Genomic DNA, 16,129 nt, shown 5'->3' on the forward strand with positions numbered 1-16,129 from the left:
TTTCAACATCAAAAACAAACACTTTGATTGAAAATTGTTCGATAAGCTAATGATGCATCAGGGTATGCCCCATGAGTTATTAGCTTATCACAGACGTTGTGTAGTAGGTGTGATATCATATCTTTAACAGTAGATATCTAGATAATGGAGGATTATTTTGGTAGAAGAACAGTACATTATGGCAATTGATCAAGGTACCACAAGCTCACGTGCGATTATATTTGATAAGTCAGGTCAAAAAATTGGCAGCTCCCAAAAAGAATTTACACAATATTTTCCGCAAGAAGGTTGGGTAGAACATAACGCAAATGAAATATGGAATTCAGTCCAATCTGTTATAGCTGGAGCCTTTATCGAGTCTGGGATTAAACCGACACAAATTGCTGGTATCGGGATTACGAATCAACGCGAAACGACTGTGATATGGGAAAAAGATACTGGTAAACCTATTTATAATGCTATCGTGTGGCAGTCAAGACAGAGTTCAGAGATTGCGGACAAGCTAAAAGCAGATGGAAAGAGCGAGTGGTTTCATAAGAAAACCGGGTTGGTGATTGATGCTTATTTCTCAGCAACTAAAATTCGCTGGATCCTTGATCAGGTACCAGGTGCACAGGAACGTGCTGATAAGGGTGAATTATTATTTGGGACGATTGATACTTGGTTGGTATGGAAATTAACTGATGGTCAATCACACGTCACTGACCTCTCTAACGCCAGTAGAACCATGTTATTTAATTTAACAACACTAGAATGGGATGCAGAGATTTTAGACTTACTCAATATTCCGAGAGTGATGTTACCTAAATTAGTCTCAAACTCTGAAATTTATGGAATGACACAGAGTTTTCACTTTTACGGTAGTGAAGTACCAATCTCAGGTATGGCTGGAGATCAACAAGCAGCCTTGTTTGGACAGATGGCTTTTGAAGCAGGTATGGTGAAAAATACATATGGGACTGGCTCTTTCATTGTCATGAATACTGGGGATACGCCAAGTTTTTCTAAAAATAATCTACTCACAACTGTAGCCTATAGTCTAAATGGTCAAGTCAATTATGCTTTGGAAGGTAGTATCTTTGTTGCCGGTTCAGCAATTCAATGGATTCGAGATGGCCTTGAATTACTTGAGAAGGCTAGTGATTCTGAGGCAGCCGCAAAAGCGTCTCAAAATGATGATGAGGTTTATCTCGTACCAGCCTTTGTTGGTCTTGGTGCCCCTTATTGGGATCAAGATGTACGCGGTGCAATGTTTGGCTTGACGCGCGGGACAACTAAAAATGACTTAATTAAGGCGACCTTACAATCTATTGCCTATCAAGTTCGTGATATCGTTGATACCATGCAAGAGGATACAGGGATTGCAATCCCAATTTTAAAAGTAGATGGTGGTGGTACTGCAAATAATTACTTGATGCAATTTCAATCAGATCTACTAGATATTCCAATTCAACGGAGTAAAAACGCTGAAACAACTGCACTTGGTGCTGCATTTTTAGCAGGCCTTGGCGTTGGATTTTGGAAAAATACAGATGAAATCCGAGAATTTTATGAAGCAGGAAAAGTTTTTGAAGCAGATATGACTTCAGAGCGTCGTGAAAAATTATATGACGGATGGCAAAAAGCTGTCACAGCTACACGGACATTTAGATAAGGAAAGAGAGTCAAAATGGTAGAATTTTCAATTAAGACACGCAAAGAAACGATAGACACACTAGCTCAAGAACAACTTGATCTGCTCATCATTGGTGGCGGGATTACAGGTGCGGGTGTTGCTTTACAGGCAGCAGCATCAGGAATCAAAACAGGCTTGATTGAGATGCAAGATTTTTCAGAAGGTACCTCGTCAAGATCAACAAAATTAGTACATGGTGGTATTCGCTATCTTAAAACATTTGATGTAGAGGTGGTATCTGATACTGTCAAAGAAAGAGCTATTGTCCAACAAATAGCGCCACATATCCCTAAACCAGATCCGATGTTATTGCCGATTTATAATGATGAGGGACCAACAACTTTTGATATGTTTTCTGTTAAAGTTGCCATGGATTTATATGATCGTTTAGCAGGTGTTACAGGGACAAAGTATGAAAACTATACTTTGACTGCTAAGGAAGTTCTAGCACGTGAACCTTATATCAAAAAAGAAGGGTTACAAGGTGCGGGTGTCTATCTTGATTTTCGCAACAATGATTCCAGACTTGTTATTGAAAATATCAAACAAGCAGCACATGATGGAGCTTACTTGGCAAGTCGTGTTAAGGCGACGGCCTTCTTATATCAAGGCGATAAAATTATTGGAGTTAAAGCGCGTGATGAGTTAACTGGAAAAGTATTTGAGATTAAAGCAAATGTCGTTATCAACACAAGCGGCCCTTGGGTTGATAAGATTCGTAATTTAAACTTCACAAGAGCCGTTATCCCACAAATGCGCCCGACAAAAGGTGTACATCTGGTTGTAGATGCTAAAAAATTGCCAGTCCCACAACCCACTTATTTTGATACACAAAAACAAGACGGACGTATGGTTTTTGCAATTCCAAGAGAAAATAAGACTTATTTTGGTACAACAGATACCGATTATGATGGTAACTATGAAAATCCACAAGTCACACAAGAAGATGTTGATTATTTACTAGATGTGATTAATCTGCGTTATCCTGAGGCTAACTTAACGATCGATGATATAGAAAGTTCATGGGCAGGATTACGTCCACTTTTGATGGGAAATGCTGGGTCTGATTATAATGGGGGAGATAACGGCAGTTTATCAGATCAAAGTTTTGACAACGTACTCAATATCATCGGTGAATTCAAAGCTAATAAAGTAAGCAGAGCAGAAGTTGAAGACGTATTGAATCATTTAGAAAATTCGCGCGCTGAAAAAAAATTATCACCATCTCAAGTATCACGAGGCAGTTCTCTCAAACGAGAACCTGATCATCTCATTAGTTTATCAGGCGGCAAAATTACTGATTATAGAAAAATGGCTGAGGGAGCTATTGAGTTGATCAAAAAAGTGTTAGCTGATGAATTTGGGCAAGTCTATCAAGCGATTAATTCTAAAACATATGCTGTTTCTGGAGGAGATTTTGATCCAGAAAAAGTAGCAGAAACAGTAGAACAAAATGCTTTGATCGGAATAGATGCAGGGTTATCTAGTGACGAAGCAACTTATATTGCAGATTTTTATGGTACAAATGCGTTAATTATCTTTAAACTTGCTAAATCATATCCTGCCTATGCACAGTTAAGTTTAGCAGAATCAGCTATGCTACGTTATGCTATGGACGCTGAGATGGCGTTGACACCAAGTGATTATTTGATGAGACGAACAAACCATATATTGTTCCAACGTGATCGTTTAGATGCGATAAAACTGCCTGTAGTCGATGCTATGGCTGACTACTATGGTTGGACAGATGATGAGAAAACGCAGCAATTGGATTCACTCAACAAAGTCATTCATACATCAGATTTGATCGATTTGAAAGAGGGGTAAGCAAATGTCGGCAGAAATGACTCAAATTTTTAGTGAATTTATTGGTACAGCCATTCTTATCTTATTAGGTGATGGCGTTTGTGCGGCAGTAAATTTGAATAAAAGTAAAGCGCAAAATTCAGGATGGATCGTGATTGCGTTTGGTTGGGCATTAGCAGTTACGATAGCCGTTTTTGTAGCTGGGCTGAACGGACCTGCACATCTCAATCCAGCGGTAACGATTGCGATGGCGATGAATGGTAGTCTTAGTCCTAGTTTGGTCTTACCGTTTATCATTGCCCAGGTATTGGGTGGTATCGTGGGTGCCATTTTAGTCTGGTTAGCTTATCTACCACATTGGGATGTCACGACGGATAAAGGGGCAATACTTGGTACCTTTGCAACAGGTCCTGCCATCCGTCATTATCCTGCTAATTTTATCTCAGAAGTGATTGGCACTTTTGTTCTTGTAACTGGTTTATTAGCGATTGGTGCGAATAAGTTTGCAGAAGGGTCAAATGTCTTTGCAGTTGGTGGGTTAATTTTAGCTATTGGCTTATCACTTGGTGGGACAACTGGCTATGCTATCAACCCAGCTCGTGACCTAGGTCCTAGAATTGCTCACTTCATCTTACCGATGAAAAATAAAGGGGACTCAGATTGGGCTTACAGTTGGATTCCAGTCATTGCCCCTATCGTTGGTGGGGGATTAGCTGTTGCATTATTTACCTTAATCAAATAAGTGCTTAAGCTATCTAAAAAAACATTCTGGACAGTAGTCTAGAATGTTTTCATTTGTTTCATTTTAAAAAGTGACCGTAAATGTTGTGCCTTTATCAAGAACACTGACCACATCGATATGTCCACCAAGCTCTGCTAAATTCTTTTTGACGATAGCAAGTCCTAGTCCAGTACCTTCTGAATCTCTAGTATGATCTGCACGATAGAATCTTTCAAATATACGGGATGTTTCTAATGCCGTTAATCCTGGTCCATTATCAGATATGGTAAACGTTACTATTTTGTCGATTTTACTAGCAGAAATGAAAATTTTACCACCTGCAGGCGTATAATTAATCGCATTTTCTATCAAATTCTTTAGGATGGCATAGAGATGTTTTTCATTAGATTTAAAATAAAGCTTCGCATCATATTGTTTAGTGAGCGTTAGCTGTTTATCTTTAATCGCAAACTCAAAATTAGTTAATACCTCATCTATCTGTGTGGATAGATTCAATTTCGTCTTTTTGAGATGTAGTGGTTGTCTAGTCATTTCTAAGGTATCAGCAACCAAAGTAGATAAACGCTTAGTTTCTTTAACGATATGTTTAGCAAATACCTTGGCATCACTTGTAGAGAGTTTATCTAAGTCATTCACTAAAATATCAGCAAAACCAGCTATAGCTGTTAATGGCGTTTTTAAATCGTGTGAGACATTAGCAATAAAGTCATTATGGGCGATTGTGGTAGCTTTATAGGTAGTGACATCAATCATTGTCACCATTAATCGATGATCAAGAGACTGGATCGGTCGAACATTCATCGTATAGTAGGCATTGAGTTGTTCAAAATAAAACGTCTGTTCTTGTTGACCAGGTTTTAGCATTTTATTGACTAAAAATTGTAAAACATCACTATAGGGACTGAAGATGTCTAGATTTTTTGTATCAGCAAATTCATTTTTAAAACTAGCATTACTGCGGCGAATTGTCCCTTTTAGATCGTAAATGAAGATAGGAAATTCAAAAAGTTCGATGAATTCATATAAATTTTTCTTAGCAGGAGTAGAACTCTCAGCTTTATGCTGAATACTTTCTCCTAGATGATTTAATGCAGTTGTCACTTTATCATCATTTTCAGAGATTAGATAACTCTGAGTTAGGGGACTGCGTCGAATATTTTTAATCTTAGCAATGGTGTCTGTCTCAAACTGATGTAGTTTTTTAGCACTGGTATATAGTTGATAAATCCATATCAGATAGATGATTGTTGTAAAGGCAATAATGATACCATTAACAGCACTATCTGAAGAGCGTTCACGTGTAATTTGGATATAATTTTTTAAAACAGCATCCTGATAATTTGGTATGGTTACTGTCATAGATGTTTGGGTCAGTGAACGTGTAAATCTTGCCCCATTTTTGATATTTTCTACTGCTTTTGACTGAGTAGACAAAGGCAAGACTAAGACTGAATCATCAAATTTAGTTTGCGGATTTTTATTTAAAATATCAGCAACCGCATAAGCACGCACTGTCAAGTTATCGGTATCTATTTTCAAGGTATGTTGCGTTAAAAAGATAATCATCACAACTGTTGTTAAGAGATAAACACCAGAAAAAAGTAGGAGCTTAGACTTGTTAAATTTATTATTTAATTGTTTCATCTTCAATGAATCTGTACCCAAATCCTCTTTTAGTTTTAATATATCTGTTGTTTAATTTTTTTCTCAAGTTACTAACGGTGACATCTACAACACGTGTTTCATAATCTTGAACTTCGCCCCAAAATTCAGTGAGAATTGCTTCACGACTAACGATAATATCTTGATGTTGAATCAAAAAAACGAGGAGATTAAATTCTCGTTTTGACAATAACACTTTTTCATTTTCAAGTGTTGCTGTTTTTGTTTTCAGATCAATGCTTAAGTCTTTAAACTCATAAGCAGTAGGCACGACATCAGGTTGAGTTGCCTTATGATAGACCTGATTACGCCTAATCAACGCATTGGCTCGCGTGATAATCTCTCTTTGCGGTGTCGTTTTATCTAGATAATCATCGACACCAGCGTTGATGCCAGTGATTTTAAGATCATCATCATCACGTGCTGTTAAGATAATAATTGGCGTATAATTGCCATGTTGCCTTAACTGCTCAGTAACAGCAAGACCTGATAAACCAGGCATCATCATGTCTAGTAAGATAAGATCAAAACTTTGTTTACGTGCAAGTGATAAAGCCTCTACTCCGTCTGAGACAAGCGTTACCTTAAATCCACCTGACTCGAATGTATAAGATAATAGTGCTAAAATCGCACGATCATCGTCAGCAATCAAAATTGTTTTCATATTTAGATTATAACAGAAAAGTCCTGGTAAAATTCGATTATCTTGGTATTTTTTTACAAATATAATCCTATTTTTTTACAAAAACTAGTGATTAATATGTCATGAATATCACATAATAATCTTGTTTAATTTTAAAAAGTATGAGCAAATCAAAATAATCAACTCTAAAAGAGGTAAATGTTTATCCTGTATATTGCTGAGTTTATCTGATATTTTTGGTATAATAAAAGAATGGAAATTGAAAAAACAAATCGCATGAACGCCTTATTTGAGTTTTATGCGACTTTGCTTACTGAAAAACAAATGAATTATATCGAACTATATTATGCAGATGATTATTCACTTGCTGAGATAGCTGAAGAGTTAAACGTCACACGTCAAGCCGTTTATGACAATATCAAGCGTACTGAAAAGGTATTAGAAACGTATGAAACAAAACTACATATGTATTCTGATTATATTGTACGTGGTCAAATTCTATCTGATCTCTTGACTAAATATAGTGATGATACATATTTATCTGAACAACTTGAGTTATTACAAAGTTTAGAAAATGAATAGACATACAAAAAAGGAGAAGTTGAGCTGATTTTAGGCTCACCAAAAAAATCATGGCATTTGAAAATTTAACCCAACGGTTGCAAGGTGTTTTTAAAAATTTACGTGGTAAGAAAAAAATCACTGAAAACGATGTTTTAGAAATTACTAAAGAAATTCGTGTCGCTTTATTAGAAGCCGACGTAGCCTTACCAGTTGTTAAAAAATTCATCAGAAATATCCGAGAACGTGCAATTGGTGTTGAAGTATCTGAAGCGCTACAACCTGCACAACAAGTCATCAAAATTGTTGATGAAGAATTAACAACGATTCTTGGTGGTGGAGAAGTCGAATTAGGTAAGTCACCTAAAATCCCTACGATTATTATGATGGCAGGGCTACAAGGTGCCGGTAAAACGACGTTTGCAGGTAAATTAGCTAAACGACTTAAAGAAACAAATAACGCACGTCCCCTCATGATCGCAGCTGACGTTTATCGTCCTGCTGCAATTGAGCAGTTAAAAACAGTTGGTAAACAAGTTGATGTACCTGTCTATGATGAAGGAGTTGATGTTAACCCTGTAGAGATTGTGCGTAATGGGTTAGCATTAGCCGCTGAAAAAAGAAATGATTATGTCCTAATCGATACTGCAGGTCGTCTAGAAATAGATGACAAACTGATGGATGAGTTGATTCAGATCAAAGCTGTCGCTCAGCCAACAGAAATCCTGTTAGTTGTGGATGCGATGACTGGTCAGGTAGCTGCAGATGTTGCTAAAAAATTCAATGAAACCTTAGATATCACGGGTGTTATCATCACTAAGCTTGATGGTGATACACGTGGTGGTGCTGCCCTTTCTATTCGTGAGATTACTGGTAAACCAATTAAATTCGTTGGTACTGGTGAAAAATTAACGGATCTCGAAGTATTTTATCCAGATCGTATGAGCTCACGTATCCTCGGTATGGGGGATATGCTGACATTAATCGAAAAGGCACAAGGTCAATTTGACGAAGCGCAATCAGCAAAAATGGCTGAAAAAATGCGCGAAAACAGCTTTGATTTTAATGATTTTATAGAGCAACTTGATCAGGTTCAATCGATGGGACCATTAGACGAAATCATGAAAATGATTCCTGGTATGTCTGAAATTCCAGGTGCTGCTAATATGAAAATAGATGAAAAAGATGTCGCTAGAAAACGGGCGATGGTCTTATCTATGACACCAGAAGAGCGAGAAAATCCTGATATTCTATCTCCATCTCGCCGTAGACGGATTGCTGCTGGATCAGGGAATACTTTTATCGAAGTGAATAAACTGATCAAGCAGTTTAATGAGTCTAAAAAGATGATGAGTGGTATCATGAACGGTGATATGAATGCTATGCTTGGTAATATGGGGGGCAATATGCCCAATATGCCAGGAGGTATGCCTGACATGAGCGCTTTAGGTGATTTGGGTGGAGCTGGTATGCCTGATATGAGTGCCATGTTTGGTGGTGGTCTTAAAGGTAAAGTCGGTAAGATGGCGATGAATGCTGCCATGAAACGTGCTCAGAAAAAACTTAAAAAAGGCAAGAAAAAGAAAAAATAGTGCACAAGATGATGGCTTGCCATGCCTTGTGAGATGAAAGAGATAGGATATAAGTATACATGAAGCCAACTTTTTTGATCGGATTTATGGGGTCGGGTAAATCGACGATTGCTAAATTACTAGCAGATGACTTTGTTGATCTTGATACGGTCATTGTCGAAAAAATTGGTATGTCTATTTCTGACTTTTTTGAACAGTTTGGTGAAGCCAAGTTTCGTGAATTAGAAACTGAAACGCTAAAAAGTGTATCAACAACCCATCAAATCATCTCAACTGGCGGTGGTATCGTCATGTCTGAAGAAAACCGACAATTTTTAAAAGATGCAGATGTAAATGTTGTCTATCTAGAAGGTGACTTTGATAAACTCTATGCGCGTATTTTAGCTGACAAAGAAAATATCCGGCCAATAGCCATATCACGTACACGTGAAGAGCTATTTGATATCTATCAGCATAGAGCAGATTTATATGACGCTGTCGCCACACATAAGATTTGTGTGACAGACAAAACGCCTGAGGAGATTGTAAAGGAAATTCAATTATGAGAATCGGCTTTTTAGGACCTAAAGCATCATTTACTTATGCAGCTGCAACGGCTGCGTTTCCAGAAGATCAACATGAGTTAATCCCTTTTGAAACAATCACTGAGGTGATTAGAAGTTATGAGAGGGATTTGGTTGACTTTGCTATTGTCCCAGTGGAAAATTCTATTGAAGGTAGTGTACATCAAACGATAGATTATCTCTTTCTACAAGCTGATAACCTACATACACAGGCAGAAATTATCTTACCCATTCGACAACAGCTCATGGCAACAGATAATCAAAAGAAGATAGAGAAAATCTTTTCACATCCACAAGCGATTGCCCAATCTTTAAAATATATTCAGGAACATATGCCGGGTGTCAAACTTGAACCGACTGACAGTACAGCATATGCAGCACAATTTGTTGCACAACATCCTAATAAACCTTTTGCAGCTATTGCACCTGTAGCCAGTAGCATAGAATATGGCTTAACTATTATCGCCCATGATATTCAAGAAATACATGAAAACTATACACGCTTTTGGGTGTTAGGAAAAACGCGACCACAGTTAAATTTAGTGGCGGATACCCAAAAAATTACATTGGCTTTGACGCTACCAGATAATTTACCTGGTGCCCTGTATAAGGCCTTAAAAGTATTTGCTGATTTTGGTATTAATCTATCTAAAATAGAATCACGCCCATTAAAGACATTTCTTGGAGAATATTTCTTCTTAGTAGATGCTGTTTATTCTGGTGATTATCTTTATCTGCTAAATGCGCTTGAAAAACTTGGTGTCACGGTTAAACAATTAGGCAGATACAAAGTATATAAAATGTAACGCATCAAAAAAACTAATGACTATACTGAAATGTCATTAGTTTTTTTGACGATCACAATATGTTTGTCCCCAGTCAATTTTATGTTATACGTTATAGGGGGAGTCAGTGTCTGCTTAAGATTTTGTAAGCAAAGTATTAACCAGGTAAACCCTAGTCCATATCCAAGTATTTCAAAAGCCGTTAATGAAATATAATGAACACCCATGAATAAAACAATCAAGGCAACCATAGATCCTGCAAAGGTATAAGATAAGATTAAAAATTCTTTTGAGATATTCGGGACTAGATATTTTTGTAATAAAATGATGACTAACATCAGGACTACCATAGATTTTGCAGCAAAATTATGTGCAGTATGTAACCATGAATTAGCCACATTTTCAAATGTGCCAATTAAGCCAAGTGATAGACAAATTAAACCAAATAGGACTCTTAATATCGTCAACTTGGTATAAAGCTGTTTAGATAATTTATTTTTATCAATGATGTCACCAAAAATATAATCAGTTAGCGTTAACATCAAAAACGCGGAAAAGATGAGTGTCATGTTAAATTGCCACTTATTACCTGCATTTTGAGTACCTAGAAAGCTAAAATTGATCTGCCACCAGTTAGGATTGGTATTGGTGATCATTGATAAAAATAAACCACCAATTGTTGTCAATGAAAAAATGGTTGTAATTCGAGCAAATGTCAAACTCAAGGCTGAGTAGATCATACTATAATTACCAATCGCGACAATGATTAAGATCAACCAACTAGCAGTAAAGGCATCAAATTGTGCCCCAATAAAAGCAAAGTCGATGACATAAAAAAAGAGTGAGTAAAAGGCATAAAGTAGAATCGTATGTGCGGTAGTTAAGGTTATAAAGTTTCTAATACGTGTGAGTCGACCAGTTGAAAAACTAGCAATCCCTCGACTAAATGTTAACGTCACAATAAAACTTATCAAGCCTGAAATAACACCCAAAAAAGCACCAACTTCGCTAATGGAAAAAGTATCTGATACAAGTGGAACAAGTCGTATATGCTTCATAGCAAAAATAAGCCATGCTACAAGACCACTAATCAGTGCGGGTAATAAGGTCCATCGGATCGTTGTATTTTGATAGGTATTTGTGTTGTCTGTTGCTTTTATTACGAGAGTATCAGGTGATAAAACTGCGCCCATGTCATTATTACGCGCTAATTTATCATATAAATCGTCAGGTATCTGTAAATTGAGGTTCATAGCTATAGTATAGCATATCCTATAAAGCAACTCATCTATTAAGTCGATAGTTTTTTTAATGAAAACAGCAAAAATGGCTGAGCGACCATACAAAGTAGGCTAAATAAACTGTCTTACAAGACTGTAAGAAATGACATAAAGTCTGTAATAAAAAGACAACATCTTTATGAGATAATGAATAAGTATTAGCGTTGTCAGTTGATGACAGCAGCATTATTGAACTATAAAATTATTAAACCTACAGGAGAAATTTATCATGTTTTTACAAGTCAATCATCTAGAAAAAGTTTTTCAAACCCGTTTTTCAAAGGAAAAAACGACCGCACTATCTGATGTTAGTTTTACAGCAGAAGAAGGGGAATATATTGCAATTATGGGAGAAAGCGGTAGTGGTAAAACAACCTTACTTAATATCTTAGCCACCTTAGAAAAACCAAGTAATGGTGACGTTATTCTAGAAAATAAAAAGATTAGTGCTATAAAAGAAGCCCAGTTAGCAGAATTTAGACGTGATCATCTAGGGTTTGTTTTTCAAGATTTTAATTTGCTGGATACCTTGAGTATTCGCGATAATATTTTTCTACCTTTAGTACTAGCAAGACACCCCTATATAGAAATGGTAGAAAGACTCGAAGCGTTGGCACCTAAACTCAGTATTTCAGACTTATTGGATAAACAACCGTTTGAGTTGTCAGGCGGTCAAAAACAACGTGTTGCGATCGCACGCGCCTTAATTACACATCCCAAACTCATTTTAGCAGATGAGCCTACAGCAGCTTTAGACTCTAAAAACTCGGATGCATTACTTGAGCTATTTGAACATATTAATGCTGATGGTCAGACAGTGCTTATGGTCACACACTCCAGTTTAGCAGCGAGTCATGCAGGAAGAGTTTTATTTATCAAAGATGGTAAAATATTTCATCAACTTTACCGAGGCTCAAAAACACCAAGAGAGTTTAATCTTGATATTATGTCAACAATGACGACAATATTGGGAGGTAAATAATGTTTTATTTTAAACTTGCCATCCGAAATATCAAAAAATCCTTAGGTATTTTTGCACCATTTCTGTTAGCAACAACAGTGATGTTTGCCATGACATTTATCATCTCAAATATCAGTTTTTCTAAAGGAGTGGACAAACTACGAGGCGCACAATATGCGCAGTTCATGATGTTTGCAGGACTTTTTATTGTCATCGTATTTTCGGTGATCATCGTTAGCTATAGTTATCGATTTTTACTCAAACAAAGAACGAAAGAGTTTGGTTTATATAATATTTTAGGATTAAATAAACGTCAAATTTCAACAATTTCTTTCTGGGAGTTATTGATTGCTTTGATCATTACTGTGATTACGGGAGCAATTATTGGCATCATTTTATCTCAATTCCTATTTTTAGTATTTGTCAAAATTATTGGGGCAAACTATTTTAATTTAGGTATTTCTCCGATAGCAATTAGTCTTTCAGTAATCGTTTTTACTATTATTTTCTGCTTACTGATGGGATTTGCTTTGATCACGATTCGCAGACATTCTGCTATCAGTCTTTTAAAAGATAATAGTCGTAGTGAAAAAGAACCACGTGGTAGAGTCATCATATCTGTTTTGAGCTTGTTATTACTTGGTACTGCTTACTTTTTAGCACTGACAATTAAAAATCCATTAGTTGCATTCTTTATATTTTTCATAGCTGCGCTACTCGTTATCATCGGTACTTACTTACTTTATATGGGCGTAACTATCTTTGTTTTAAAACGTCAAAAGGCAAATAAAGCCTATTATTATAAACCTGAGCATTTCATCACGACAAGTAGTATGCTTTATCGAATGAAAACAAATGCAGTAGGACTTGCTAATATTACAATTTTAGTAACGATGACCTTTGTGACTATCGCAACTTCGCTAGCACTCTATATCGGTGTGCAAGATGTGGTCAAAGATTTATTTCCTAAAAACACAGATATTAAAACATATACAGGATCAATTTCAGAAAACAAGAATCGTTTAAATGCCTTTATCAAAGACAATAAATTAGAGAATCATGACCTATCAACATATTCTAATTTTTTGATCCAAACGACTTTTAATAGCGATACCGCAGATCATATTAACATATCATCTCAAAAAGCACCGGTAGATAATATGGCATCACTATTATTTGTTACGCGAGATGATATGGTAAAATTGGGCAATACTATTCCAGAATTAAAAGATAATCAACTAGTGATGTATCCTGTACTAGGTAAAGTAAATGCAAAATCAATGAGCTGGTATGGTGAAGACCTTTCTATCATAAAAGCATCATCCAAATTAAAAAATTTACCTAGTAATTATGCCATTACAACTTCACTCGTGTTTGTTGTGAAAAATGAACAAGAACTTATCAAATTAAATGAGTTGTTTAATGTTAATAATAAGTCAGAGATGTCTGATGGCGGTGCACAAAATGTTAAATCACCTATTAATACGGATAGTTTATTAAATATATCTGAAAAAAAACAACGTGATTTAGTCACTAAAAATACAGATAAGATTAACGTATCAACGAAAACTGAAGTTCAAGAGCTCATGAACGGGTTAACTGGTGGATTTCTATTTATAGGGTTTATACTTGGTATTACCTTCATCTTAGGTGCGGCTTTGATTATTTATTATAAACAAATTTCAGAAGGTGCAGAAGATAAAAGAAGTTATAGGATCTTACAAGAGATTGGTCTAACTAAAAATGAAGTCAAAAAGACGATTAATTCTCAAGTTCTGGTTGTTTTCTTTATGCCAATAATCGTTAGTATCATTCATTTTGCTGCTGCCTTTGTCATGATTTCAAAATTAATCAAACTTTTTGGCGTCACAAATATGTCCATTATTATAACTGTTAGTATCTCAACTATCATTATTATTACACTTATTTACTTCTTGATTTATCGCAAAACGTCAAAAATCTATTATCGGATTGTCGAAAGATAACGCACAAATGAAAAAACACTTGTTAAGGTGTTTTTTTGCATGTATATGATTCTAACAGACCGACTATTTACGACTCTATTATCGTTTTATATCATTATTTTGATAGAATAGTAGTATGTTAGATAAAGTATTTATAGTAGAAGATGACGCAACGATTGTTAAATTACTACATGATCGATTACAAGAAGAGTTCAAGGTCGCAGCAACTGAAAATTATCGTGCGGTCACATCAGAAATCCAGGAATACCAGCCTGATTTGATTTTAATGGATATCACTTTACCCTATTTTAACGGTTTTTATTGGACAACAGAAGTTCGTAAAACCAGTCAAGTACCGATTATTTTTATTTCAAGCGCGACTGATGAGATGAATGCGGTCATGGCAATGAATATGGGTGCTGATGATTTTATCAGTAAGCCTTTTTCAGTGGAAGTCTTGATAGCTAAAATCAATGCATTGCTAAGGCGCACTAAATTACAAACGGATCATATTTTGTATGAAAAATTTAAATTAGATTTGACGGGTATTTTTTCTGATGGTCAAAATGAAGTTACTTTAACTAGAACTGAGACAGTCATCCTAAAAATATTACTTGAGCAAGCAGGTAGTGTGGTAGATAAGCAAGTCATCGTAAAAAAATTATGGGAAAGTGATGACTATATAGATGCAAATACGCTGAACGTTAATATGAGTCGACTTAGAAAAAAATTAGCGCCACTACATTTTGATGCGATTCACACAATACAAGGTGTGGGGTATGTCGTGAAATGAGAAAACAATTAGGGTTATATTTTAAATTTTGTGCTGAACAAGCTAGCGAATTTATCTGCTTCTTTGTTTTAGAAGGCATGATTATCCTTATTTTTTTATTGCAAGGCTTAAATTTAGACTTTTTTTGGGTAGCTCTTTTTACACCCTTGCTTTTATTTTTGATGTTTCAATTAGCTGCGTTTGTTCGCTTCTTGCGTTTACATCAGTTCTTATCAACTGTGGAAGTAGAGATACTGCCAACCTTTACAGATACTCGTGTGATTAGTCAAGATTATCAAAAAATTATCGTGGCACTTGATCACTATCATCGCAATAACTATCAACAACTCGCGAGCTTTGATAAAAGTTTACTGGATTTAACCACTTTATGGACACATCAGATGAAAGTGCCATTATCAGCGTTAGATTTGATGGTACAAACAAATCGCCTAACAGCTTCTGATGTCGAAAATCAAGTATTAGAACTAGATAATTACCTAAACATCTTGTTAAGTTATTTAAGGCTACAACATACAGCGACAGATTTTCGATTTGAAACTTTTGATATGGCAGATATCATACATGTCATCATCAAAAAATATGCCAACCAATTTATTTTAAAAGACTTGTCAGTAACTGTGACAGGCTCTTATCAAGTAACTAGTGATAAAAAATGGTTAACGGTTGCGATTGAACAACTGATTAATAATGCGGTTAAATATACCAAAAAAGGTAGTGTTGCCATCGTTTTAGATCAAGGTATCCTGATTTCGGATACAGGTATAGGTATCTTGCCAGAAGATATACCACGCATTTTTGATCATGGATTTACTGGATTTAATGGCCGAAAAATGCAAAAATCAACTGGGTTAGGCCTGTACCTCACAAAAGATATTTTAAAGCAACTTAATTTTGATATTAAGATTACTAGTCAAATCGATCAAGGGACAGAGGTGACCATTACACCACACGATATAAAATAGTATAAGATAGCGATGGTCAAAGAGTGACACTCGCAAGACACGTCCCCTTTGTTGAAGAGCGATATAAAAACACGAGCTAGCTCACACTAGTTCGTGTTTTTATAAGGGCAAACCATAGTATCAGTTTAGCAGATATGCTA

At 35.9% G+C, this 16,129-nt stretch carries 14 protein-coding genes; 11 read left to right on the forward strand and 3 right to left on the reverse strand.

Annotated elements, in window-relative coordinates; genetic code table 11:
* Positions 1-157: 157 nt before the first annotated feature.
* Genes glpK through RU87_RS07265 form a run of 3 tightly spaced genes read left to right on the forward strand, consistent with a single transcriptional unit; the run spans position 158 to position 4,223 of the window.
* Positions 158-1,654, forward strand: coding sequence for a glycerol kinase GlpK (gene glpK, locus RU87_RS07255; RefSeq protein WP_068163740.1), 1,497 nt, complete (start codon positions 158-160; stop codon positions 1,652-1,654).
* Between the two features lie 15 nt (positions 1,655-1,669).
* Positions 1,670-3,502: a type 1 glycerol-3-phosphate oxidase gene (glpO, locus tag RU87_RS07260; RefSeq protein ID WP_068163737.1), complete on the forward strand. Its 1,833-nt coding sequence runs from the start codon at positions 1,670-1,672 to the stop codon at positions 3,500-3,502.
* A gap of 4 nt (positions 3,503-3,506) precedes the next feature.
* Complete coding sequence (locus RU87_RS07265) at positions 3,507-4,223, forward strand: MIP/aquaporin family protein (protein WP_068163734.1); 717 nt, start codon at positions 3,507-3,509, stop codon at positions 4,221-4,223.
* Positions 4,224-4,286: 63 nt separating this feature from the next.
* On the opposite strand, the gene RU87_RS07270 is transcribed toward RU87_RS07265, so the two are convergent.
* Both RU87_RS07270 and RU87_RS07275 read right to left on the reverse strand, forming a co-directional pair.
* Positions 4,287-5,867 (reverse strand): sensor histidine kinase, encoded by a 1,581-nt coding sequence (locus RU87_RS07270; RefSeq protein WP_082782188.1) that lies wholly within the window; start codon positions 5,865-5,867, stop codon positions 4,287-4,289.
* Positions 5,851-6,549 (reverse strand): response regulator transcription factor, encoded by a 699-nt coding sequence (locus RU87_RS07275; protein ID WP_068163731.1) that lies wholly within the window; start codon positions 6,547-6,549, stop codon positions 5,851-5,853. The genes RU87_RS07270 and RU87_RS07275 overlap by 17 nt, the downstream gene beginning before the upstream one ends.
* 231 nt (positions 6,550-6,780) lie before the next feature.
* On the opposite strand from RU87_RS07275, the gene RU87_RS07280 reads away from it, so the two are divergent.
* Genes RU87_RS07280 through pheA form a run of 4 tightly spaced genes read left to right on the forward strand, consistent with a single transcriptional unit; the run spans position 6,781 to position 10,050 of the window.
* Positions 6,781-7,110: a putative DNA-binding protein gene (locus RU87_RS07280; protein WP_068163728.1), complete on the forward strand. Its 330-nt coding sequence runs from the start codon at positions 6,781-6,783 to the stop codon at positions 7,108-7,110.
* Positions 7,111-7,160: 50 nt separating this feature from the next.
* Complete coding sequence (gene ffh / locus RU87_RS07285; protein WP_068163727.1) at positions 7,161-8,681, forward strand: signal recognition particle protein; 1,521 nt, start codon at positions 7,161-7,163, stop codon at positions 8,679-8,681.
* Between the two features lie 59 nt (positions 8,682-8,740).
* Positions 8,741-9,226, forward strand: a complete 486-nt coding sequence (locus RU87_RS07290; protein ID WP_068163724.1) for a shikimate kinase — start codon at positions 8,741-8,743, stop codon at positions 9,224-9,226.
* On the forward strand, positions 9,223-10,050 hold the full coding sequence (gene pheA, locus RU87_RS07295) for a prephenate dehydratase (protein ID WP_068163721.1): 828 nt from the start codon (positions 9,223-9,225) through the stop codon (positions 10,048-10,050). Before RU87_RS07290 ends, pheA begins: the two co-directional genes overlap by 4 nt.
* Positions 10,051-10,070: 20 nt before the next feature.
* Here pheA and RU87_RS07300 read toward each other — a convergent pair whose 3' ends face one another.
* Entirely contained in the window at positions 10,071-11,282 is a 1,212-nt protein-coding gene (locus RU87_RS07300; protein ID WP_068163718.1) for a hypothetical protein, read from the reverse strand.
* 256 nt (positions 11,283-11,538) lie between these two features.
* On the opposite strand from RU87_RS07300, the gene RU87_RS07305 reads away from it, so the two are divergent.
* The 4 genes from RU87_RS07305 (at position 11,539) to RU87_RS07320 (ending at position 15,989) form a co-directional block, all read left to right on the forward strand.
* Positions 11,539-12,291, forward strand: a complete 753-nt coding sequence (locus tag RU87_RS07305; protein WP_068163716.1) for an ABC transporter ATP-binding protein — start codon at positions 11,539-11,541, stop codon at positions 12,289-12,291.
* Entirely contained in the window at positions 12,291-14,255 is a 1,965-nt protein-coding gene (locus RU87_RS07310; RefSeq protein WP_068163712.1) for an FtsX-like permease family protein, read from the forward strand. The genes RU87_RS07305 and RU87_RS07310 overlap by 1 nt, the downstream gene beginning before the upstream one ends.
* Before the next feature lie 115 nt (positions 14,256-14,370).
* On the forward strand, positions 14,371-15,027 hold the full coding sequence (locus RU87_RS07315; RefSeq protein ID WP_068163710.1) for a response regulator transcription factor: 657 nt from the start codon (positions 14,371-14,373) through the stop codon (positions 15,025-15,027).
* The gene (locus RU87_RS07320) at positions 15,024-15,989 is read left to right on the forward strand and encodes a sensor histidine kinase (protein ID WP_068163704.1); all 966 of its coding nucleotides are present in this window, start codon (positions 15,024-15,026) and stop codon (positions 15,987-15,989) included. Before RU87_RS07315 ends, RU87_RS07320 begins: the two co-directional genes overlap by 4 nt.
* Positions 15,990-16,129 lie beyond the last annotated feature (140 nt).

The organism is Pseudolactococcus plantarum (assembly GCF_002441715.1).
Taxonomy (GTDB): domain Bacteria; phylum Bacillota; class Bacilli; order Lactobacillales; family Streptococcaceae; genus Pseudolactococcus; species Pseudolactococcus plantarum.